13 protein-coding genes and 1 riboswitch are annotated in these 23221 nt (G+C 60.7%); of the genes, 7 read left to right on the top strand and 6 right to left on the bottom strand.

Annotated elements, in window-relative coordinates; translation table 11 throughout:
- Positions 1–758 precede the first annotated feature (758 nt).
- On the top strand, positions 759–2978 hold the full coding sequence (locus LJY18_RS05520) for a hypothetical protein (RefSeq protein WP_238040775.1): 2220 nt from the start codon (positions 759–761) through the stop codon (positions 2976–2978).
- A gap of 1438 nt (positions 2979–4416) precedes the next feature.
- Positions 4417–7383: a DUF11 domain-containing protein gene (locus LJY18_RS05515; protein WP_238040774.1), complete on the top strand. Its 2967-nt coding sequence runs from the start codon at positions 4417–4419 to the stop codon at positions 7381–7383.
- Between the two features lie 85 nt (positions 7384–7468).
- Here LJY18_RS05515 and LJY18_RS05510 read toward each other — a convergent pair whose 3' ends face one another.
- The 3 genes from LJY18_RS05510 to LJY18_RS05500 all read right to left on the bottom strand — a co-directional run bounded on the left by LJY18_RS05510 (position 7469) and on the right by LJY18_RS05500 (position 12059).
- Complete coding sequence (locus LJY18_RS05510) at positions 7469–9781, bottom strand: Ig-like domain-containing protein (protein WP_238040773.1); 2313 nt, start codon at positions 9779–9781, stop codon at positions 7469–7471.
- 61 nt (positions 9782–9842) lie between these two features.
- Positions 9843–9918, bottom strand: a riboswitch (cyclic di-GMP riboswitch).
- Positions 9919–10320: 402 nt separating this feature from the next.
- A complete protein-coding gene (locus tag LJY18_RS05505) occupies positions 10321–10563 on the bottom strand; it encodes a hypothetical protein (RefSeq protein ID WP_238040772.1) in 243 nt (80 codons plus the stop codon).
- 134 nt (positions 10564–10697) lie between these two features.
- Positions 10698–12059, bottom strand: a complete 1362-nt coding sequence (locus tag LJY18_RS05500) for a sigma-54 dependent transcriptional regulator (protein ID WP_238040771.1) — start codon at positions 12057–12059, stop codon at positions 10698–10700.
- Between the two features lie 207 nt (positions 12060–12266).
- Between LJY18_RS05500 and LJY18_RS05495 the strand changes: the two genes are divergently transcribed.
- Complete coding sequence (locus LJY18_RS05495; RefSeq protein ID WP_238040770.1) at positions 12267–13994, top strand: AAA family ATPase; 1728 nt, start codon at positions 12267–12269, stop codon at positions 13992–13994.
- A 4-nt stretch (positions 13995–13998) separates the two neighbouring features.
- Positions 13999–14784 carry a general secretion pathway protein GspB gene (locus LJY18_RS05490; RefSeq protein ID WP_238040769.1) on the top strand — a complete coding sequence of 262 codons (786 nt, stop codon included), beginning with the start codon at positions 13999–14001 and terminating at the stop codon, positions 14782–14784.
- A gap of 298 nt (positions 14785–15082) precedes the next feature.
- Here the strand turns inward: LJY18_RS05490 and LJY18_RS05485 are convergent, their stop codons facing one another.
- Both LJY18_RS05485 and LJY18_RS05480 read right to left on the bottom strand, forming a co-directional pair.
- Positions 15083–16459, bottom strand: coding sequence for a TRAP transporter large permease (locus LJY18_RS05485; protein WP_238040768.1), 1377 nt, complete (start codon positions 16457–16459; stop codon positions 15083–15085).
- Complete coding sequence (locus LJY18_RS05480; protein ID WP_238040767.1) at positions 16452–16997, bottom strand: TRAP transporter small permease subunit; 546 nt, start codon at positions 16995–16997, stop codon at positions 16452–16454. Before LJY18_RS05480 ends, LJY18_RS05485 begins: the two co-directional genes overlap by 8 nt.
- Positions 16998–17187: 190 nt before the next feature.
- On the opposite strand from LJY18_RS05480, the gene LJY18_RS05475 reads away from it, so the two are divergent.
- Positions 17188–18288, top strand: coding sequence for a TRAP transporter substrate-binding protein (locus LJY18_RS05475; protein ID WP_238040766.1), 1101 nt, complete (start codon positions 17188–17190; stop codon positions 18286–18288).
- Between the two features lie 811 nt (positions 18289–19099).
- On the opposite strand, the gene LJY18_RS05470 is transcribed toward LJY18_RS05475, so the two are convergent.
- On the bottom strand, positions 19100–19504 hold the full coding sequence (locus LJY18_RS05470; RefSeq protein WP_269137669.1) for an acyl-CoA thioesterase: 405 nt from the start codon (positions 19502–19504) through the stop codon (positions 19100–19102).
- 280 nt (positions 19505–19784) lie between these two features.
- On the opposite strand from LJY18_RS05470, the gene LJY18_RS05465 reads away from it, so the two are divergent.
- Both LJY18_RS05465 and LJY18_RS05460 read left to right on the top strand, forming a co-directional pair.
- Positions 19785–20753 carry a PstS family phosphate ABC transporter substrate-binding protein gene (locus tag LJY18_RS05465; RefSeq protein WP_238040765.1) on the top strand — a complete coding sequence of 323 codons (969 nt, stop codon included), beginning with the start codon at positions 19785–19787 and terminating at the stop codon, positions 20751–20753.
- 181 nt (positions 20754–20934) lie between these two features.
- Complete coding sequence (locus tag LJY18_RS05460) at positions 20935–23220, top strand: ABC transporter permease subunit (protein ID WP_238040764.1); 2286 nt, start codon at positions 20935–20937, stop codon at positions 23218–23220.
- Position 23221: the final 1 nt, after the last annotated feature.

The following is a 23221-nucleotide window of genomic DNA, read 5'->3' as shown; positions in this document are numbered from 1 at the left end:
TGGCTAATGCCCTGAACGGCCAGTTTGTTTAGCTCTGGACTTGGTCTGGCCCCCGGCCGGCAGGAGCCGCACCCTGCGGCCTATGCAGGCCGCAGGACTGCCGGACTGCCGGACGCCTGTCGTCCGCTTCCAAGAGCAGAAGCTTTGCCCCGAGGTCGGGCCTCCCCCACACACGCTTTGCACCTGCGCGGTTAAGCCAGGCAGGGCGGGCTTCCCTCGCCTACCGGGCTCGCCGACCGCGTGAGTCGGCAAACAGCGCCACTCCAAGCGCTGCGGCATCCCCAGCAATCCCAACCGGCCCGATAGCGGCGGCGCTTGTCACGGTGACGGTACAGCCGATGTCACCAGTGCAAGTGGCCAAGCCCATGAAAATACTGCGTTTTTAAGCGTTCTTTGCGGCCCGCCGAAGAATCCGCTGTCAGCCAGGCTTAACAACTTCCCCTGCAATCGCTCCTCTGGCGTTGCCGTTAGATCTTTTCGCGTCCTGATCCTTTTAAAAAACCCTTATAAAACAAATTGTTAAAAACATGGCACGCGAATTGACTGCTTAAGCGACGAGGAGAGTCGGATGTCCTCCGGAGAGGGATTTCGATAGTGAAGTGGTGATTGGTAAAAACCTGTCGGAGTCCGCTAGCACCCTGCACACAGGCACAGTCTTCCCGTCGGTCTAAGGCCAACACGGCACCGGCGCCATTCCAGATGGAATGAATGGACGGCTGAACACCACACGTCTCTGCGTGTGGTGAAGGAGCAGACTGATGAACACGAAGCACTTACTGAGAAAGCTGCCGAGCTGTCTACTCGGCGCTATTTTTGCCGCTGGCATCGCCAGCACGACCATGGTTCAGGCCATCGACGGCGACCCGCCAGGTCTGTTCGAACTGGAGGGCAATACAGTTGAAGATGGCGGTGCACCCGGGACCGACTGGAACGCACTCTATGGCGGCGCAACGCCTGCCAACCTGATTACCTTTACCGGCATCCTCGCCGACCCGGCGCCGCAGACCATCTACTGGAAGGGCGGCTCCAAGGACATCAATGATGTGACGGATTGGTGGCAGAAAGACGGTTCGGTGCCGGACAAGGACGACATCACCAACGCCTATGCAGCCGCCTTCAACAACCCCGCCGATGTCTGCTTGAATGCCGGCGGAACGGCGGTGCTCTGTAGCGACGCCTCTGCGGTCGGTGACCCGGTGCACGAGGCTGGCGACCTGATCGTCTACTTCGGCCTGGACCGCTATGCCAACAGCGGTGACGCCTTCGCCGGTTTCTGGTTCTTCCAGGACGATGTGGCCATTAGCGGCAGCCAGTTCAGTGGCCAACACGTGGCCCGGGTCGGCCTGCCTGGTGATGCCAACTATGCGCCGGGCGACCTGTTGGTCCTCGTGGAGTATCCACAGGCGTCGGGCGCCGTGCCCGAGATCAAGGTCTATGAATGGGACCCGCTCGACCTGGACGGCGACAACGTTGCCACCAACCTCGATCTGCTGATCACCCAGAGCAATGCCGAGTGCGATCAGCTCGGTGGCAAGCTGGCCTGCGCCATCAGCAACCTGACTGATCTGGCCGGAGAGCCGGCCTGGCCCTATACGCCTAAGTCCGGCAGCGGCTTGCCGTTCGAGAGTTTCTTCGAGGGCGGCATCAACGTCACCCAGTTGCTCGGCGGTACGCCGTGCTTCAGCTCCTTCCTGGCCGAGACCCGTGCCTCGCGTTCGGAGACCGCGACCCTGAAGGACTTCGCTCTGGGCGGCTTCGATGTCTGCGGCGCCAACGTCACCAAGAACTGCGAAGCGACCATCAACCAGGTCGGTGATCAGGTCGACGTGGCCTTCGACGGCACCGCCGTGAACACCGGCGGACTGGCGCTGTACGTCGAGTTGGAAGATGACCAAACCGGTTCGACCATTGACGCCGTGTGCTTCGATGTGGGTGGCGATGGCTGCGACGGCGGCGACGCTGTGCCGGCTGGACTCAATACGCTGCCGGCGAGCAAGGCGACCTTTACTTTGGGCGCTGGTGAGACGGTGCGTTACGAGGGTAGCTACGTGGTCACCCAGTTCGATGATCAGACCAGCTTCACCGACACCGTGAGCCTGGCGTTCTTCGAGGACGCGTCCGATACCGTGCCGATCGATACGGAAACCGCGCAAGCGACCTGCCCGCCGCAAGGCACCCCAGGTATTTCGGTGTTCAAGGACTGCATCAATCCCAACATCGCCAACGGTGACACCTTCGTCGCCGACATCGTCGGTACGGTGGCCAACACCGGCAACGTCAAGCTGGTCAACGTCATGCTGAGCGATACCGTGTTCAGCTTCGGCGACCTGACCGTGGTGCGTGATGCCAACAAGAATGGCGTGGTCGATGGAGGTGAAGCGGCCTTCAGCAATGGTGGCGACCTGGCCGCCGGCGAGCAGTTGGCCTACAGCGCTCAGGTGAGCAGCGGCACGCCGTCGCACAGCAACACCCTGACCGCCAGCGGTGCCAACTTCTTCGACAACAGCGATACGGTCAGCGCCTTTGACGATGCGAGCTGCGCACCGAACCTGAACCCGGATCTGACCATCAGCAAGGTTTGCGATGACACCATCGGGGGTGGCACTGGCGTGCAACTGGTGATCGACAACGGTCAGGTAGTGGTCGAAGTCGGTAACGTCATCACCGTGACCAACACCGGTAACGAGGATCTGGTCAACGTGACCATCAGTGATTCTGATGTGCAGACCCTGGTGAAAATGTCCGGTGGCGCCAACCTCTCCTGTACGGGCAACAGCTGCACCGGCAGCATGGATAACGGTGAAGTTGTGGTTCTCCAGCAGACCTATCGCCCCGATGGTCAGAACATCATCGGTGCGCTGACCCTGCCAGGCGGTGTGGCGTTCAATAACACCGCCAGTGCTGCAGGCACCGGGGTGCTCAGCGGTACGCCGCTCGGCCCATTGACTGCCGATGCCTCATGCGTACTCTGCCCCTAACTAACCAATAAGCTGCGCGGCCCCTGGAGAGGGCCGCGGCAATCAACCACGAAGGGCGCTGCCGTGCAGCGCCCTTTTTTGTGTGCGCCCGGCAGGGCGCACTCACTCGGAGGTGAGAGTCCTCTGTAAGGCCGCCAAGCTCTTGTAGTCCGTTGCCAAGAGCACAGAAACTACGCCTTGAGGTCGGGCCTCCCACATACAAGCTGGGCGGGTCTGCCGAGTGGGAGGCGCGCCCCGCGGCGAATGCAGGCCGCAGGGCTGCCCGTCATGGGCCGGGCGCCAAGCCAAAGGCTTCGCCTCGAAGTCGGGCCTGTCACAGGTGATAACTGGATCAGTGCGTTTGAGTTAACCAGCCAGCCGTACAGGCCACCAGCTGTTGCAAGGGCACCAGCGTTTTTGCAGGGGAGGATTCATCCGCGATAACCCTCTAAGCCCCGCGGTTAAAGCGCAGCGCCGCCCGGCCGCTCCCATGAGGCAGTCGCGACGCTAACATCCAGCGGGGCATGGTTTGTTGTCCTCCTGCTGCACATCCGGCTCTCCTTCGCTCCAGCCCAGGCCAACGCTGCAGGCTTGCCTCTTGCACCTATGGCGTCAGCCGTCGCCTGATGGGTCAGCGCAGGTGCCGGCCCGACGCCACTGACCGTATCCCGGTTCAATGCGGTCACCATTCAGCGCGCCGCGTCATCCACCGCCGCGACTGTTACAAGGCTGAAAGACCTGCGTTCATTGCTGAAGCATCTGTTCGCGCAATGAAAATATAGCGCGGTAACCGTTCGCTCACCGATACAGATCGGCATGGCGGCTAAATCCTGCGCAACGCTGGCAGACGGCCATGTTTAACCGACTGTGACGCCTTGAATTTCGATCGCGGAGGCTCTATCCAGAGGCTTTCGTGGACTGTGCCGATTTCTTTTTGACCGTACGCCCTGGCTATCCAGGCGTTGTTGTTTCCGTCGCTGAACAAGCGCAGTGAATCTATTGCTGGCGCAAAGCCGCATGCCCAGTGGCCCAGCCGGAAATGATGCACTGAGCAACCTGGCAACCTGTTTCATCGGCTGGACAGAAATCGCCATGGTTGCCGACGAGGACACTCGAAGGACGCCTTTGGTTGATCAGGGTTCTTAATAAAATAGATAAAAATCAATAACTTGAAGTTATGGCATGGTAATTGTGTGTATGTTCGCGAGGAGACTGCTGGTCTCCGGTCAGGTCCCGCGGCAGCAGGGCAGTCGTCATACAGGGCCGATATTCCGCATACCTTGCGCCACGAATGATCGTCCAGTGGTCGATCGACCCCGGTCAGGAAGCCCGGCTCGTGGTGACAGGGTCTCAACGCCCCAACCGCCAGGGATTGCGCAGCCGGGGGCAAGGGAGCAAGGCTATGCACTCGCGAAACTTTCTACGCTCACTACCGCGCTGTCTGCTCGGAGCGGCTTTGGTGGCGGGAATAACGACCACGGCGGGCGTATACGCCGTGGACGGCAATCCGCCAGGACTCTTCGAACTCGACGGCAACACTCTGGATGTTGGTGCCACCTCTGGCGACGACTGGGACAGCCTGTACCTGGGCACCCAGGCGGGCAGCCCGGCGGCCTTCACCGGCATTCTGGCCGATCCGGCGCCGCTGTCCATTTTCTGGCAAGGCGGTTCCAAGGACATCAACGATGTGACCGACTGGCGCCACAAGGATGGCGCGGTGCCCGACAAGGACGACATCACCAACGCCTATGCGGCGGGCTACACGGTGCAACCTGGACAGGAAACGGCGGTGCACTCGGTCGGCGACCTGATCATCTACTTCGGTCTGGATCGCTTTGCCAACGCTGGTGATGCCTTTGCCGGCTTCTGGTTCTTCCAGGACAAAGTCGGCCTGGGGCCTAACGGCACCTTCCAGGGCCAGCACGTAGGCCGTAACGGCGACCAGCGAGGTGACCTGCTGGTCTTGGTGGAGTATCCCCAGGGCGCCAACGCCCAGCCGGAGATCAAGGTCTACGAATGGGATCCGCTGGATGCGGACAATGACAACGTAGCTGACAACCTGGACGAGCTTTACAGCTCGGCCAATGCCAAGTGCGACGGTAACGGCGACAAGCTCGCCTGCGCCATCACCAATGTCGGCAACCTGACTGGCGAACCGATTTGGCCCTATACGCCTAAATCCGGTAGCGGCCTGCCATTCGAGAGCTTCTTCGAGGGTGGTATCAACGTGTCCGCGTTGCTCGGCGGCGACGTGCCTTGCTTCAGCAGTTTCCTCGCCGAGACCCGTTCGTCGCGTTCTGAAACCGCTCAGCTGAAGGACTTCGTGCTGGGTGACTTCGACCTGTGCAGCATCGCCGTTACCAAGGAGTGCACCGCCGAGGTGGACGCCAGCGATGGTGGTAACAGCATCCTGGTCAGCTTCAACGGCGTGGTCACCAATGACGGCGGCCTGACCCTGAACGATGTCACCGTCACCGATGACATGGGCACCCCGGGCGAGACCGGCGACGACGTTGTAGTGTTCGGTCCGGCAACCCTGGCTCCAGGGGAATCGCAGCCGTACAACAGTAGTTACAGCACTCTGGCCATTCCGGCCGAGGACCAGGTAACTGCCGAAGGCCATCGTGCCAGCACAACAGTGACGGCTACCGCCGATGCCAGTTGCGCGCCTGACCTCGCCCCGGCGATCGTTGTCGACAAGTTCTGCTCCGCCAGTATCGACAGCGGTGGTACGGGCATCGATGTCCTGTTCAACGGCACCGTGACCAACAGCGGTAACGTGGCACTGAAAGACGTCCAGGTAGTGGACGACAACGGCACCCCGGGTAACCTGGCTGACGATGTCACCTTCAATATCGGCAATCTGGATGCCGGCGCCTCGGCACCGTACAACGGTAGCTTCAGCGTCAGTGGCACTAACAGTTCCACCGACAATGTGGTGGCCACTGGTACGGCTGTGCTCGGTGGTGATGCGGTAGAGGCCATGGCCAATGCCAGTTGCGCGGCCGACGTACTGCCGAACATCCAAGTTGATAAGTTCTGCAGCGCCAGCGTCAATGCCGGCGGTACCGGTATCGACGTGCTGTTCAACGGCATGGTGACCAACAACGGTAACGTGGCGCTGAATAACGTCACCGTGGTCGACGACAACGGCACTCCGGGGGTTCCGGGTGACGATGTCACCGTGCTCGGCCCGATCAGCCTCGCTCCTGGGGCATCGGCTCCGTACAGTGGCGGCTTCGGCGTTCTCGGCAGCAACAGTTCCACCGATATGGTGATCGCTTCGGGTACCGATGCGCTGACCCAGACTCCGGTGCAGGCTGATGCTTCGGCCAACTGCGCGGCTGATGTACTGCCGAACATCGCGGTCGATAAGTTCTGCAGCGCCAGCATCAATGCCGGCGGTACCGGTATCGACGTGCTGTTTAACGGCATCGTGAGCAACACCGGTAACGTGGTGCTGAATAACGTCACCGTGGTCGACGACAATGGCACTCCGGGGGTTCCGGGTGACGATGTCACCGTGCTCGGTCCGATCAGCCTCGCTCCTGGGGCCTCGGCACCGTACAGCGGCGGCTTCGGCGTTCTGGGTAGCAGCGGCTCCACCGATATGGTGATCGCTTCGGGTACCGATGCGCTGACCCAGACTCCGGTGCAGGCCGATGCTTCGGCCAACTGCGCAGCCGATGTCAGCCCTGATCTGCTGGTGACCAAGCAGTGCACAGACGCACCGGCTTTCGGCGAGGCGATCCTGTTCGACGGCACCGTGACCAACAACGGTAACGTGGCGCTGCTGGGCGTGATAGTCGTGGACGACAACGCTACGCCAGGCGACACCTCGGACGACGTGATCTTCAACATCGGCGATCTGGCTCCGGGGGCTTCGGCCAACTACAACGGTAGCTACACACCGGCCCAGGACGGCACCTACACCAATACCGTGGTAGCCCAGGCGACAGATGCAGTGGAAAGTTCGCCGGTAGAAAGCAGTCCGGCGCAAGCGACCTGCGAAGTACCGCCACCGCCGCCTGAGTTCGAAGGTTGCACTCCGGGCTTCTGGAAGAACAGCCCGGGAAGCTGGCCGCCAACCGGTTACGCCCCAAATCAGCTGCTCACCTCGGTGTTCAGCCTGCCGAATGGCGTGATCAACAACAACCTGGGCGGCGACTCCCTGATGGATGCGCTGAACTATGGAGGTGGCGATAACCTGGTCGGTGCTGCAGAGATTCTGCTGCGTGCCGCCGTGGCATCGTTGCTCAACAGCGCCCATCCGGATGTGGACTTCCCGCGGAGCACGGCTGAGGTGATTGCTGCGGTCAACGCGGCACTGGCCACCAAGGATCGGGCCACCATCCTGATGTTGGCATCGGAACTGGATGCCGATAACAACCTGGGTTGCCCGTTGGCAAACGACAACTCGTTCTGACGAAAAAACGCCCGGGGGCTGGAGACCCCCGGGCGCTGCAAACAAGCATGGCGCGGGGCCCCTGGCCCCGCGTTTTTTTATGGCTTCACGGCTTGCCCTTGCCGTTGCCCTTACCGCCGGTGCTGCTGCTCGACTGCAGGCTGATGCTGACCGTCGCCGAGGCGCTGCTCTTGCCGTCGCTGATGGTGTAGCTGAACTGGTCGCCGGACTTGAACGAATTGGCCGGGCTGTAACGCAGGCTACCATCGCTGTTGAGGCTGACGCTGCCCTTGCTGCCTTGGGTGAAGGCGACGATGTTCAGTTTGTCGCCATCCAGATCGCTGTCGTTGGCCAGTACCGGCACGTTGATCGAGGTGACGCTGCTCAACGACGGAGTGTCATTCACCGCCGTCGGCGCGTGGTTGCTCACGCTGGTAGGGTTGTCGATCACGAAGCTGGCACTGCCACTGGCGCTCAGGCCATTGGCGGTAGCGCTGCTGCCGACGCTGTAGAAACCGTCGACGGCACTGCTCGGCGAGGTGACCTTCAGTGTGGTGCTGGCGCTGGCGCCGGGTGCCAGACTGAGGCTGGTGCTGCCCAGGCTAGTGCTCCAGCCGCTGGGTTTGCTCGGGCTCAGGCTGAAGCTGCTGCTGGAGCACGCGCTGCTGTCCTTGTTGGTGACGCTGACGGTGTAGCTGAAGCTGCCGCCGGCGGCCAGCCAGGTGCTCTGGCCCGGGCTGACGCTAACGCTGGGTGCGCTGCGGGTACAGGTCGGGGTGCTGCCGCCACCGCCGCCGAAATCGACGGTGACCAGGGCCTGGCTGGCATCGGTCGACTGGGTGGTGAGGGTCATGCCACTGTCGCTGAAGCTACGGCCACCGGTGAGGGCGGCGTCCTTCATGTCGACGAAGTTGCTGCCGGCGGTCATATCCAGCAACTGGCTGCTGTTGCCGTTGCTCGGGCTGGCCTGGTGTACGGCCACGCCATTGAACACGTTGTTGGCATCGACCACGCCGCGATCGGTGATCTTCGCGTCGAAGCCCTGTGGCTGACGGTATTCAACATAGTAGTAGCGAGGAGCACCGCTGCTGTCGACGCCGTTGGCGATCTTCAGCAGCTTGCCGCCGGTGGTCTGGGCAGAGCTTGGCTTCAGGGTGAAGTTGCCGGCACTGCTGACGTTGATAATGTTGCTGCTGGCCAGCCAACCCAGGCGTTCCTTGCTGAAACCGTTGAAATGCCCAACGGTGCCGGAGTAACCCATGATGTCGAGGGTGTCGCCGTACTCCTGGCTGGTGCAGCTGCTGCCCAGGGTAGTGTCGCCGCAGTCCAGGGCATGAGCGTGGTAGAGACCGAGGTTGTGACCCATCTCATGGCCTACGGTGCGCAGGTTCAGGCTGTTGTGAATCCAGGCGCTGGACGGCGTGGAGCCGACCTGACCCATGCCGCTGTAACCGCAGGCGCTGTTCTGCGGGAAGATGAAGACAAAGCGTTCGTAGTTGCCGAGGTTGTAACCGGCCGACTGGGCCGCCGCCTTGGCATTTTGCTCGATGGCGAAGCCGTCGCACACGGTGCTGTTGACCGGGATGGTGTACCAGCCGGCAACATCGCCGCTGAGCCAGGTCTGCTGGCTGGAGTTTTCCTTGAAGAAATTGCTGACGTCGCCGAATACCAGGCTGTTGGCCTGGCTGGTGGTCCAGGGCTTGTCGCTGGGCTTGTCCTGGAAGTTGACCAGGATCGCCAGGGTGCGCTGGGCACCCGTGGCGTTGGGAAGGTCGTAGGCCAGTTCTCCGGTGGCGCTGGTGACGGCGCCATCGGCGAGCAGGAGCAGGCCGCTGTCATCATCGTTGACCACCAGGTCACCCTGGATTGGGCCATTCACGCCATTGGCTTTTTCCAGCAGCACGCCCTGGGCGCGCACGCTGAGACCGCTGCGCCATTCGCGCTGAGCGTTGGCCAGGCGCAGCTCGAAGCGCTCGCCAAAGGGAGTCTTGAGAAAGTGACGCAGCTTGTGGTCGCCGTTCTCGTAGTCTTCGTAGACCACTTGCAGTTCGCCATCGAGTTCGACGCGCTGTTCCAGCTTGGCCACCACCTCGGCGGGCATGCCTTTTTGCTTGTCGTCTGGAATAGCGACGCGCAGCACCTCTGCTGGGTTGCTCTGGGCCAGTTCGGTGAGCAGTTGGCGGCGTTGTTCGGCCTTGCTGATGAGTTGTTCGCGCAGTTGCGAGCGCTCGCTGGCGGCAGCAGTCTGCAGGCGCTTGTTCAGGCCGAGCAGTTCAGTGGTGTGCGCCGCAGCAGCTTCATGAGCCTCCTGCACAGGACGTCCTGCGGCAGGGGTGTTCGATTCCGCGGCAAATGTCAGCCCGGCACTTAGGGCCAGAATGCACAGCATGGATGTGGCGTAGGGCTTGGACACGCGCATGGTCTCTCCTGATCAAGTCAGAAAAGATCCTCTTCACGGCTGTCCATGAGGGAGTTTCTCCTTCGGCAGTCCGGCGACCCCATCTGGGGCCCGTAACTTTGCGTCGCCAGGTTGCCCTGGTTATGCCTTTGTCGGGAGAGGAGCTTTCTGTATCGGTGTTACACGGGGTAGCGAGCTACCTGGTTAAAAGCCCCTCGATCACACCCAAGCTGTAACGCTCACTGGCCGATCTTCAAAACCTCACTGTTCACTGCCAAGGCAGCGGGGGTATTTCCTGTTTCAGCTACACATCAGCAGTGTTCATATTCTGTACATGTGTAATGGGGGCGAAATCTAGCATGCTGGCTGTACGTTTTTTATACAGTTGAGTAATAACGACAAGGCGAATTGGTTAAAAAACGATCTGGAACTTTTCCAGATTGAGGGCCAAAGGCCTGTAGCAGAGGGAGCGAAGGAGTAACGCGGGGGGGAGGGGCGAAATCGACCGTCTATCGGTGGGGAGGTGGCTGGTGAGGCCTGTGTCACAGTGCCATCAGGCCTCAGGACAGCATTTCGCTGTCGTCGACTTCGTCCCATAGCAGGATCAGCGGCTGGACACTGGGATGAACCTGTTGGAACACGACATGCTTGCGGTGCAGGGTTTGCCAGGTAAAGAAGGGCGGGTCGGCGAATACCGGAAAAGCGGTCGGGCCAGTGTCATGGTCCGATGCTGTCGGGTCTTCATCCTTGCGGCTGTTCGGTGTTGCTTGGTGGTCGGTCGCACGTTGAGCATGATCGTACATGGCGGCTCCTCCCTGCATGGGAAGAAGATTGCAAAAAGCCAGCCATGTTTACTTATTCTTTATTATTCAACTGGTTATGTTAATGGCATAAAATGCCACCCAAGCCAATTGTTCAGCTTGGGTTACAGAGCGCATCAGCGGATGCCGTATTTATCCATCATCCGGTACAGGGTGACACGGGATACCCCAAGCAGCTTGGCAGCATGCGAGACATTGTTCATTGACTGACTCAGGCAACTGCGCACCGCCACTTCCTCGGCGTGTGCCCGCACCTGTTCCAGCGGTTCGATCTCAACCCTGGTGTCTATCTCTGCCAGGCCCAGGTCCCGCGGGGTGATCATGCGGTTCTCGCTCATCACCAGGGCACGCCTGATCCGGTTGATCAGCTCGCGAACATTGCCTGGCCAGTCGTAGCTCTGCATGGCGGCGACTGCCTGGCGGGTGAATCCGCGCACCACGCTGCCCTGTTCCTTGGCGAACTTGTGCAGGAAGAAGCGGGCCAGCAATTCGATGTCGCTGTTGCGTTGCGCCAGGCGCGGCACTTCAATGCTGAGCACGTTGAGGCGGTAGTAGAGGTCTTCGCGAAAACGGCCCTCGCTCACCGCCTGCTCCAGGTTGACGTGGGTCGCGGCGATCACCCGTGCGTTGCTGGTCAGGCTCTGGTTGCCGCCGAGTCGCTCGATGGTCTTCTGTTCGAGAAAACGCAACAGGTAGACCTGTAGCTGCTGCGGCAGGTCGCCGATCTCGTCGAGAAAGATGGTGCCATTCTGCGCGGCTTCGATGCGTCCGATCTTGCGCTTGTAAGCACCGGTGAACGCGCCTTTTTCGTAGCCGAAGAGTTCGGCATGGATCAGGGTTTCCGGCAGGGCGCCGCAGTTCACCGCCACGAAGGGGCCACCCCGATTGCGCGAACGCTGGTGCACGGCGCGGGCGATCATTTCCTTGCCCACCCCGGTTTCCCCGCGAATCAGCACGGGCGCATCGACCGTGGCGACGCGGCGGATCTGGTCGAAGATGCCGAGAAACTGCTTGCTGCTGCCAACCATGTGAAACTCTTCGATCGGCTGCAGCAGGTGGTCTTCCGTGTGACGCAGTTTGGACATGCCATGCAGGTGGCCGAGGGCGCACCTCAGATGGGCACTGTCGTTGAGCGGCAGGGAAAAATAATCGTAGAAGTGCTCATAGATCAGTTGGCGGAATTCCGGGTTCTCAAGATTGGCCGGATTGGTCAGGGCGACCCAGGAAAGATTCTCGTCGGTGTTGAGCAAGGTTTCGACCTGTTCGCGCTGATCTTCCGAGAGACTACTGGGCAGGAAGGCGACCCCAACGCTATAGGGGCGCTGCTTGAGCAAAGCCAAGTTGTTGCTCGACGAGGTGATGCGGTCGAAGACCCAGTCGGTTACGTGAAGGTTAGAGGAGAACCGTTCGTCGTTGGACAGATCAAAAAGCAGTGCACGACGTGGTTCATCCAATAACTGTTGGGCGGTGGCAGGCATTTGTTAAGCCTCTTGTACACTTTAGCCTTACTACTCTTCCTTTCCGTTACTACGCTATACAAGCGTAGTTTCACTATTGGAGTTTTTTCAGGCTAGGCGACGAAAGGAGTGGCGACCGGCTATTACACCGATGGGTGTCGAATCAGGACTGGAAACCGGCGTCAGGAACTCTATAGTTTTGCTGAGCTTTGCGAGGTTCGATGAACCATGTATAGCAAGTATTTCGGCTTCTCAGATCTGCCATTCACCATTGCGCCCGACCCGCGCTACCTCTACCTGAGCGCGCAGCATCGTGAGGCGCTGGCCAGTTTGTTGTATGGCATCAACTGTAACGGCGGCTTCGTCTTGCTGACCGGTGATGTCGGTACGGGCAAGACCACTGTCTGCCGCTGCCTGCTTGAGCAATTGCCCGACTCGGCAGAGGTGGCATTCATCCTCAACCCGAAATACAGCATCACCGAGTTGCTGGAAGCTATCTGCGACGAACTGAAAATCCCCTACCAACACAGCCGGAGCCAGATCAAGGGATACATCGATGCGCTCAATGCCCACCTGCTGGACGTGCATGCCAAGGGCATCAATACCGTACTGATCATCGACGAGGCACAGAATCTTAGTCTCGACGTGCTGGAGCAGATCCGCCTGCTGACCAACCTGGAAACCAGCAGCCAGAAGCTGTTGCAGATCATCCTGATCGGTCAGCCCGAGCTGCTGGATAAGCTGGCCCGTCCGGAGCTGCGTCAGCTCAATCAGCGAATCACCGCTCGTTACCATCTCAATGCCCTGTCCCGCACCGAGTTGGGCGCCTATGTCAGTCATCGCCTGGCGGTCGGCGGCAGCGATGCGCCGTTGTTCACCCGCGCCGCTCTCTGGCGCCTGCACCGGCTGACCGGTGGTGTACCGCGGATGGTCAATATCATCTGCGACCGGGCCTTGCTGGGTGCCTTCGTCGAGCGCCGCGGCAAGGTCGGCTGGGGAGTGCTGGGGCGGGCGGCACGTGAAGTGCGCGGCCAGCAGGCCGTTTCAGCGCCGCGCTGGCGCCTGGCGCTGCTGTCCTTGGCCTTGGTTGGTCTGTTGCTGGGGATGGTCTTCTGGTATCCGGGTGGGCCTGGCCTGTTGGCTGGCCTGCTGCCGACAGTACCAGCCGAGGTGCAGGCTTCGGCAGAGGCCTTGTTGCCACCTGTCGAGCCGCTGGCGCCGCAGCACGAGCCCGAACCCCGGGGGCTGGATTCGGGCGAACTACTCATCGAGGAACCTGTGGTCGCCGCAGCGCCGAGCGAGCCGCCGTCCAGCCCGGCCAACTGGCAATGGCCGGACGGCACCGATCTGGGCGCGACCGAGCCCTTGGCCTATCAGGCGTTGTTCCAGCTCTGGGGGATCGAGTACAACCCGAGCGGTGCACCGGTGGTCTGCCAGTTTGCTCGCTTGCACAAGCTGGGCTGCCTGCTGCAGCCAGTCGATCTCGACGAGCTGCTCAAATTGAACCTGCCGGCGGTGATCAACCTGTTCAATGCTGCCGGACAATCGTTCTATGCCACCCTGATTGGCGTCGAGCCACGCGCGGGCCTGGCGCGCCTGAATATCGCCGGCGAGGTGCGTACGGTCGAGTTGGCCGAGCTGCGTAGCTGGATGCAGCAGCATCAACTGGTGCTCTGGCGCATGCCGCCCGGCTACCAGGCACCGTTGCGTCCCGAGGCGCGCAGTGCCCTGGTGCCTTGGCTGGATGCGCAGATGGCCTGGCTGCAGGGACGTACTCCCACGACAACCCGCGGCGAACACTACGATCAGGAGTTGCAACTGCAGGTTCTGGCCTTCCAGCACCACTATCAACTGATCACCGATGCCGTGGTCGGGCCGCAGACCCTGATCCAGCTCAGCAGTCTGACCGACGCGGACATCCCGCAGCTGACGGTCACCGAACCGGAGGGGGAGTGAGTCCATGTCTTACATCCTCAATGCCCTGAAACACTCCGAAAGCCAGCGTAACCGCGGTGAGATCCCGCACATCGACTCGCAGCCGGAGTTCGGCAAGGTGCAGTCGCGCAAGTGGACCGATCACCTGTGGAAGTGGCTGGCCCTGGCCGCTCTGGTGGCCCTGCTGCTGAGCCTGGCATGGATGCTGTTCGGCGCGGCGCCGAGCAACGTGCAGGAGACGCCAGCCGCCAGCGCGCCCGCTGTCGAACCGGCCACTCTGCAACCAGCCTCGCCGGACTCCATACCGCTGGCGCTGCCCCAGCCGACAGAACAGGCCCCCGGCTTGCCTGCGCTGCAGGGCATGGCGGGGGTGAAAATTCGTCTCGATGATGAGGCTGCAGCCAGCACTGAAGGCGCGTCGGCAGTCGCTCCTGGCATGCGCGAGAGTCCGCGTGTCGTGCTCGACATGCCGGTCAGCCTCGGTGTTGCAGCGCCTCCAGCGCCAGCGCGCGCAGTGCCGCCGGTTGTCCGCGAAGCGCTGCCGGTGAGAGCTGAGGCGCCGCCTGAAGAAGTCCTCAGCGGGGTCAACCATTGGAAGACCTTGCCTGCTGATGTGCAGAAGCAGATCCGCGAGATGGCCTTCAGCGCACATATCTACTCGAGCGATCCAGCCGCACGTTTTATCCGGGTGAGTGGCCGCACGTTGCGCGAAGGCGATCAGCTGTCCGCGCAGTTGAAACTGCAGCAGATCGCCCGTGACGGCATCGTCTTCAGTTACAACGGCGATAAATTCTGGTTTGGCTTCAACTGACCGCAGCGGGCATAAAGGCTGCGCTGTGCCAGAAGCGATCGCGCCCGCACTGGGCGGCTGACCCGGGCGGCGATCCGTTCGCAGCGCAGCAGATCTGCGTCGTGCGGGTGATCGATGGTGCGCTGCCTGCGGTGAGCGACACCCTACAGCTCGTAAATTGATCGAGGTAATTGGTTGGCCCGCGTGACGCCGCCCGATGTGGCGTACTGCGGGCAAGGCGCTGCCCGCCGAGGTTGCCAAGGCACCGTGAACATCGTGGGGGTGGCCCCTGCGCTTTAATGCGCGAGGGGCAGGGTGCTTACTTGCCGTACACCTGTTCCGGCAGCCAGGTAATCAGGCCGGGGAAGATGTAGGCGATCACCAACAAGAACAGTTGGATCAGGATGAAGGGCAGCACGCCCTTGTAGATGGTGCTGGTCGGTACCGAACTGGGGGTCACGCCGCGCAGGTAGAACAGGGCGAAGCCGAATGGCGGGGTGAGGAAGGAGGTCTGCAGGTTCAACGCGATCATCACGCCAAGCCAGACCGGATCAAGGCCCATGGCCAGCAATACCGGGCCGACAATCGGCACCACGACGAAGGTGATCTCGATGAAGTCGAGGATAAAGCCGAGCAGGAAGATCACCACCATCACCAGGAAGAAGGCGCTGAGTACGCCGCCTGGCAATTGCGCGAAGATATCCTCGATCATGACTTCGCCGCCGAAGCCGCGGAACACCAGGGAGAACAGCGAGGCGCCTATCAGGATCAGGAACACCATGGCGCTGATCTCGGTAGTGCCATAGGCCACTTCACGCAACTGGCCGAAGTTCAGCTGACGTTTATACAAGGCCAGCAACATGGCCCCGAGCGCCCCGAGGGCCGCTGCTTCGGTTGGGGTGGCGTAACCGGCGAGGATCGAGCCGAGTACCGCACCGATCAGCAACAATGGCGGCACCAGAGCATTGAACAGCTTGCCCCACTCGATCGGGCCAAGTTCTTCCTGGGGCAGCGCCGGCAGCTTCTTCGGTTGGAAGATGGCAACGCCGATGATGTAGAGGATGTACAGGCTGACCAGCAGCAGGCCGGGCAGCAGTGCGCCAACGAACAGATCGCCGACCGAGACGGTCTTGGGCGAGAAGATGCCCAGCTTCAGCTGCGCCTGCTGATAGGCACTGGACATTACGTCACCCAGCAGTACCAGCACGATCGATGGCGGAATGATCTGCCCCAGGGTGCCGGTGGCTGCCAGGGTGCCGGTGGCCACGGCCGGGTCGTAACCACGTCGCAGCATGGTTGGCAGGGCCAACAGGCCCATGGTTACCACGGTGGCGCCGACGATGCCGGTGCTGGCGGCGAGCAATGCGCCGACCACACACACGGAAATTGCCAGACCGCCGCGCAGGGTGCCGAACAACCGCGACATGGACTCAAGCAGGTCTTCGGCTACCCGCGACTTCTCCAGCATTACCCCCATGAAGACAAACAGTGGCACTGCCAGCATGGTCTGGTTGTTCATGATGCCAAACAGGCGGTTGGGCAGAGCGTTCAGGTAACCGCCATCGAAGGTGCCGGTGAGCATGCCGATGCCGGCAAACAGCAGGGACACGCCGCCGAGGGTGAAGGCCACCGGGTAGCCAGCCATCAAGGCCGCGCAGATGCTGATAAACAGCAGAATCGCCATTAACTCAACCATGCTTCACCTCCGGCGCAGGCAGGTGACCGCTGAGGATGTAGGCGGATTTGATCAAGTTGGAGATTCCTTGCAGCGCCAGGCTGAATACCAGCACCAGGATGATGCTCTTCTGTAGATAAACGAACTTCAGGCCGCCCGACTCGCTCGAAGCCTCCAGGGTTTTCCAGGAGTTGCCCACGTAATCCCAGCTGCTCCAGCCAAGGAACAGGCATACGGGGAGAAGAAACAGCAGGGTGCCGAAAATTTCCACCAAGGCCTGACGGCGGTAGCTGAATTTCTGGTAGAAAATATCCACGCGGACATGACCATTGCGCTGCAACACCCAGGCCGCGGCACCCATGAATACCAGCGCGTGGCCGTAGAGTACGGCTTCCTGCAACGCCGTGGCGCCAATGCCAAAGCCGTAGCGCAACACCACTACAGTCGCGGTGCCGATAACCAGAAACAGGGTGAGCCAGGCGCAGGCCTTACCCAGGCGGGCATTAAATGCGTCGAGGAGGCGCGCTAAGCCGAGCAGGGGAGGGGGATGATTCGACATGGCAGATCCTTATTATTATGGCCAGGAAACCCGACAATTCTAGGCGGGTGGGTAAGAGCGTAGCAACCTGCAGTACTACGTACGTAGTTACTAAGCTTGAGAGGTGCCGATAGCTGTGATACTCAACATATAGCTGAATACTGGCGATCCCAGCGCTCAGACCATTAATACAACAACAAGGAGTTATTACATGAAGCGTCGTCAAATTCTCGCAGCTGCAGGTGTAGGTCTTGCTGCCACCGCATTGGCGGGTTGCAATAAAGAGACTGAAACTGCCGCCAAGCCCCAAGAAGGTGCGAGTAGTGAGACTTTCAGCTGGAAGATGGTTACTTCCTGGCCGAAGAATTTTCCTGGCGTTGGTGTCGGCGCGGAACGGTTTACCACGCTGGTCGATGAGATGAGCAAAGGCCGCCTGAAAATCAAACTTTATGCTGCGGGCGAACTGGTTCCGGCACTGGAAGTATTCGATGCAGTCTCCCGCGGCACCGCCGAGATGGGCCATGGCGCGCCTTACTACTGGAAAGGCAAGGTGCCGGCCGCACAATTCTTCTGCGCCCTGCCATTTGGCCCCAATGCCCAGGAAATGAATGCCTGGCTGCACAAGGGTGGCGGCATGGAACTGTGGGAAGAGGTCTACAAGCCCTTCGGCGTGCTGCCGATGGCTTGTGGCAACACTGGCGTGCAGACCGCCGGCTGGTTCAACAAGGAAATCAACTCGGTTGATGACTTCGTGGGCCTGAAAATGCGCACACCTGGGCTGGGCGGTGAAGTGCTGACCAAGATGGGTGGTACCGTGGTCAATATGCCGGCCGGCGAGATCTTCACCGCCATGCAGACCGGCGCCATCGACGCCACTGAGTGGATCGGCCCGTACAATGACCAGGCGCTGGGCCTGCACAAGGCTGCCAAGTACTACTACACCCCGGGCTGGCAGGAGCCGAGCGTATTGTTCGAGCTGGACATCAACATCAAGGCCTGGGAAACCCTGCCGGCCGATCTGCAGGCCATCGTTCGTTCTGCCGCGCGCGAAGTGAATGCTGACATGCTCGACGACTATGACGCGCGCAACATGGAAGCCATGGAGCAACTCAAGGGCGAGGGTGTTGAAGTGCGCCGCCTGCCGGACGAGGTGCTGGCCAAACTGAAAATAATGGCCGCTGAAGTGGTCGACGCCTCGGCCGCAGCCGATCCGGCGGCGACCAAGGTATGGGCGCAGCAAAAAGCCTATCTGCAGCGTCTCTACGACTATGCCGAAAACGCCGAAAAAGACATCTACAACATCCGCGGCTGATTTCTAGCCAGAAAATGCCGGCCTCCAAGCGTGTGTGGCGCGTGGAGGCCGGTTGGCGGCAAAGCATTCATCCGTTCGGCAGGGGCCGCCAGTGATCCCCGCGGCGGTAGCGGCCAGCGTCCACTCACAAGCATCCCGATGAGCATTAGCAGCCGTGCCAGCGTAAGCGGCCAGGGATCACGCTACGGCGATATTCCGGCTCCGCGCGCCAAACAATTGCAGTACACCCGCTATGTTCTCCTCCCGCACCGTTCGCAATGAAGCGTCGGCGGTAGTCACTGAGAATCACTGCTGATCCGGTGCCTTTATTGCAATCCATCCAGCACGAGGTGTTCTGTTAGGGACGATCCGAACAGATACTCCCCAAAGTTCAAGCCTTGGTTTTTCTTTGTGATCAACTTGTTCATGTAGTAGTTGAGGCTTAAGCGATCTTCAGGCCCTGGCTTGGAGTGCATGTTGTTTCTTTGGGCGGAATCAGTCGCGGTGGCTGACTCCCTGTAGCAATGAAGTGCGATGGATCGACCTGATATGGGCTCAGGCGTATTAAAGACAGTCTTTTCAGTCTTTCCTTGGCCAGTCATGGACCGTTTATCTCTCTACCCCTGCACCTAACCAAGGGCGTACTTGGGAGTTATCGAGGGAGGTCAACAGCCGGCTGGAATTCACCGGGTTACAGGTTTGAGCAGGCGCAACCTGATGGCGCAACTAATGGGTGTTCTCTGGCAGGTTTAGGCCCGCTTTTCGTGCGGGCAGGGGTACCCGTTCGCCGTATTGCGAGCGGCCAGGCAATACAAGGGCTACCCGGGTAGCCTCAGCGGCGCGCTGGTACCGGGCGGGTGCGGCCGCTGCCGTCGATGGCGACGAAGACGAATACCGCTTCGGTGACCTTGCGCCATTCGCTGGACAGCGGGTCGTCGCTCCACACTTCGACCAGCATCTGGATCGAACTGCGGCCTATCTCGAGCGCCTGGGTGTAGAAGGACAGTTGCGCACCAACAGCGACCGGCACCAGGAAGGCCATACGATCGATTGCCACCGTTGCCACGCGCCCCCCGGCGACCTTGCTGGCCATAGCCGTGCCGGCCAAGTCCATTTGCGATACCAGCCAGCCACCATAGATGTCGCCGAAACCGTTGGTTTCGCGTGGTAGCGCGGTGATCTGCAATGCCAGATCGCCTTGGGGAATCGGGTCATCCTGTTCGAAGTTGTCGTTCATCTCGAGTATGGCTCGCGGCGCGGTTGTTGTTACAGGGGCGAAGCCACTACATGCAGCGGCCTGCGCGCCCACAAGAATGCGGGTTTGATGAGTATACCGACTGAGTGGTCGCTGAGCGAACATGGCACTTTGCCGCTTGCTAGGCAAGGATCGGCAGGGCGCTGGCAGTAAAGTCCCCCGGCATTCATCTAACTGTCACATTGATTTCATAGATTGGTCACAGGAGCTGCAGATACTTGGGCTCGTTCAATCCAACACTAAATTCTGTTAGGAGCAAGGCATGAAACTTAAGCGATTGATGACAGCCATGACTTTCGTCGCCGCTGGCGTCGCCGCCGCCACTGCGGTTGCCGGTGTCGACCCGGCTTTGCCGACCTATGAAAAAACTTCTGGCGTGTCGGGTAACCTGTCGAGCGTCGGTTCCGACTCGCTGGCCAACCTGATGACCTTGTGGGCGGAAGAGTTCAAAAAGAGCTACCCGAACGTCAATATCCAGATTCAGGCCGCCGGTTCCTCCACCGCGCCGCCCGCGATGACTGAAGGCACAGCCAACATGGGGCCGATGAGCCGGACCATGAAGGACAGCGAAGTCCAGGCCTTCGAACAGAAGTATGGCTACAAGCCGACCGCCATTCCGGTTGCCATTGATGCCCTGGCGGTATTCGTGCACAAGGACAACCCGATCAAGAGCCTGTCGATCGAGCAGGTTGATGCGATCTTCTCCAGCACCCGCCTGTGCGGTGGCGCCAGCGACATCAAGACCTGGGGTGACGTGGGCCTGACCGGCGAGTGGGCGACCAAGCCGCTGCAACTGTTCGGTCGTAACTCGGTATCCGGCACTTATGGCTACTTCAAGGAAGAAGCGCTGTGCAAAGGCGACTTCAAGGCTAACGTCAACGAGCAGCCGGGTTCGGCCTCCGTGGTGCAGTCGATCTCCAGCACCCTGAATGCCATCGGTTATTCGGGTATTGGCTACAAGACTTCCAGCGTTCGGGCTGTGCCGCTGTCCAAGAAGGGTGGCGAAGCCTTTGAAGCCAACGAAGAAAATGCCCTGGCTGGCAAGTTCCCGCTGGCGCGCTTCTTCTACGTGTATGTCAACAAGGCGCCGAACAAGGCCCTGAGCCCGCTGGACACCGAGTTCGTCAAGCTGGTGCTGTCCAAGCAGGGTCAGGAAGTCGTGGTCAAGGACGGCTACATCCCGCTGCCGAGCAAAGTGGTTGAGAAAACCATGAAGGATCTGGGTCTGTAAGCACCTGGCTCTACTGGCAGGGACGCCAACTTTGTAGCGACGCCCGCCTCTCGAATAGAGAGGCGGGCGTCGCTTTGTCAGTATGCTGTAACTTTTCTGTCACATAAGCTGGCTACATTATTCAGTCTGTGCCACGAATGAAATTACGGCGCGCTCATGGCCGCGCAGAGATGCTCTTACTATGAATGACCTGGCTCGTGAAACCGTGACCGACTCGCCCAAAGCCCTAAGACTGGATTTCAACACGCCGGCCTTGCTCCGCAAGCGGCGTATCCGTGCGCTGAAGGATCACCTGGCTCGCTGGTGTGTGTCCATCGGCGGCTTGGCGGTGCTTGGAACCATTACCCTGATCTTCTTCTACCTGGCCTACATCGTCTTGCCGATGTTCCAGGGTGCTGATCTCGATACCCGAGAGCCGGTGCAGCCTGCCTGGTTGGCGCAAGCTGGCCAGCCATTGTTGATGGCGGTGGAAGAGCAGAACCGGGTGGCCATGCGCCTCAATGAGCGCGGTCAGGTGCAGTTCTTCGATGCCAAGAACATGGCCGAGCTGAGCGCCGTTGACCTGCCATTGCCGGCCGCTAGCCAGATCGTCTCGGTAGCTCAGGATCAGCCGGGCAGCAATCGGGTGGCCTTGGGTCTGTCCAATGGCCAGGTGCTGGTGTTCGAGCATGCCTACCCGGTCAGTTACCCGAACGACGTGAAAACCATTACGCCGCGGATCAGCTACCCCTTTGGTGAAGCCGCGATCACCCTGGATGAGCAAGGTCGCCCGCTGGATCATGTAGGCGTCAGCCTGAACGGCGGCACGCTGCTGCTGACCGGTTCTACCGGTGCCGAACTGCAGGTGCTCAGCCTCGGTCGTGAAGAAAACATGATGACTGGCGAGGTGAGCCTCAGTGAGGACCGCATCGCGTTGCCGCAGATCTCCGAGCCGATCAAGGCCTTGATCGTCGATCCGCGTCATCAGTGGCTGTATGTGATCAACGGTCGCGCCACGGCGGATGTCTTCAGTCTGCGTACCAAGGCGCTGAATGGCCGCTACAAGCTGCTCAGCGACGGCACCACTGCCGTCAGCAATGCAACAGCGTTGCTCGGTGGTATCTCGCTGATGATCGGCGACACCAAGGGCGCCATCCAGCAGTGGTTCATGGTCCGCGACGAGGACGGCAAGCAGTACCTGAAGTCCATTCGCCGCTTCCAGATGGGCGACAGCGCCATCACCCAGATTCTCCCGGAAGAGCGGCGCAAGGGCTTCATTGCCCTGGATGCCGAAGGCAACCTGGGTATCTTCCACAGCACCGCGCACCGCACCCTGCTGGTCGAGCCGGTGGCCGATGGTGCGGCCCTGGCCGGTTTGTCGCCGCGCGCCAACCGCATAGTGGTCGAGTCGCAAGGACAATTGCAGCGCCTGTTCATCGACAATCCGCACCCGGAAGTCTCCTGGAGTTCGCTGTGGGGCAAGGTCTGGTATGAAAACTACGACCAGGCGGATTACGTCTGGCAGTCGACTTCTGCCAGCACCGACAACGAACCCAAGCTGAGCCTCGCGCCACTGGCGTTCGGCACCCTGAAAGCCGCGTTCTATGCGATGTTGCTGGCGGCGCCGCTGGCGATTGCCGCGGCTATCTATACCGCCTACTTCATGGCGCCGTCGATGCGCGGCAAGATCAAGCCGGTGATCGAGTTGATGGAAGCGCTGCCGACGGTGATCCTCGGCTTCTTTGCTGGCCTGTTCCTCGCGCCCTATGTCGAGGGGCATCTACCAGGCATCTTCAGCCTGCTGATCTTTACCCCGATCGGCATCCTCCTGGCCGGGTTTGCCTGGAGTCGCCTGCCCGAGTCGATCCGCCTGGCGGTGCCGGACGGCTGGGAAGCCGCGTTGCTGATCCCGGTGATTCTGCTGGTCGGCGTTCTCTCGCTGGGCATGAGTGGTCAGATGGAAGTCTGGCTGTTCGATGGCAACATGCGCGCCTGGTTGAGCAATGATCTGGGTATTCCGTTCGACCAGCGCAACGCTCTGGTGGTCGGCCTGGCCATGGGCTTCGCGGTGATTCCGAACATCTACTCGATTGCCGAAGATGCCGTGTTCAGCGTGCCCAAGAGTCTGACCTTCGGTTCGCTGGCGCTGGGGGCGACGCCCTGGCAGACCCTGACCCGGGTGGTCATCCTCACCGCCAGCCCCGGTATTTTCTCTGCCGTGATGATCGGCATGGGCCGTGCGGTCGGTGAGACCATGATCGTACTGATGGCCACCGGTAACACTGCAATCATGGACATGAACATCTTCGAGGGCCTGCGCACCCTGGCCGCCAACGTGGCGGTGGAAATGCCCGAATCGGCGGTGGGCGGTACGCATTACCGGGTGCTGTTCCTCTCGGCGCTGGTGCTGCTGAGCTTCACCTTCGTCATGAACACGCTCGCGGAGTTGGTGCGCCAGCGTCTGCGCGTCAAGTACGCGTCGCTCTAAG

Source organism: Pseudomonas sp. MMS21 TM103 (assembly GCF_022132145.1).
Classification (GTDB): Bacteria; Pseudomonadota; Gammaproteobacteria; order Pseudomonadales; family Pseudomonadaceae; genus Aquipseudomonas.
The sequence above is the reverse complement of the archived record's forward strand: the minus strand, read 5'-3'. Positions and strand labels throughout refer to the sequence as shown.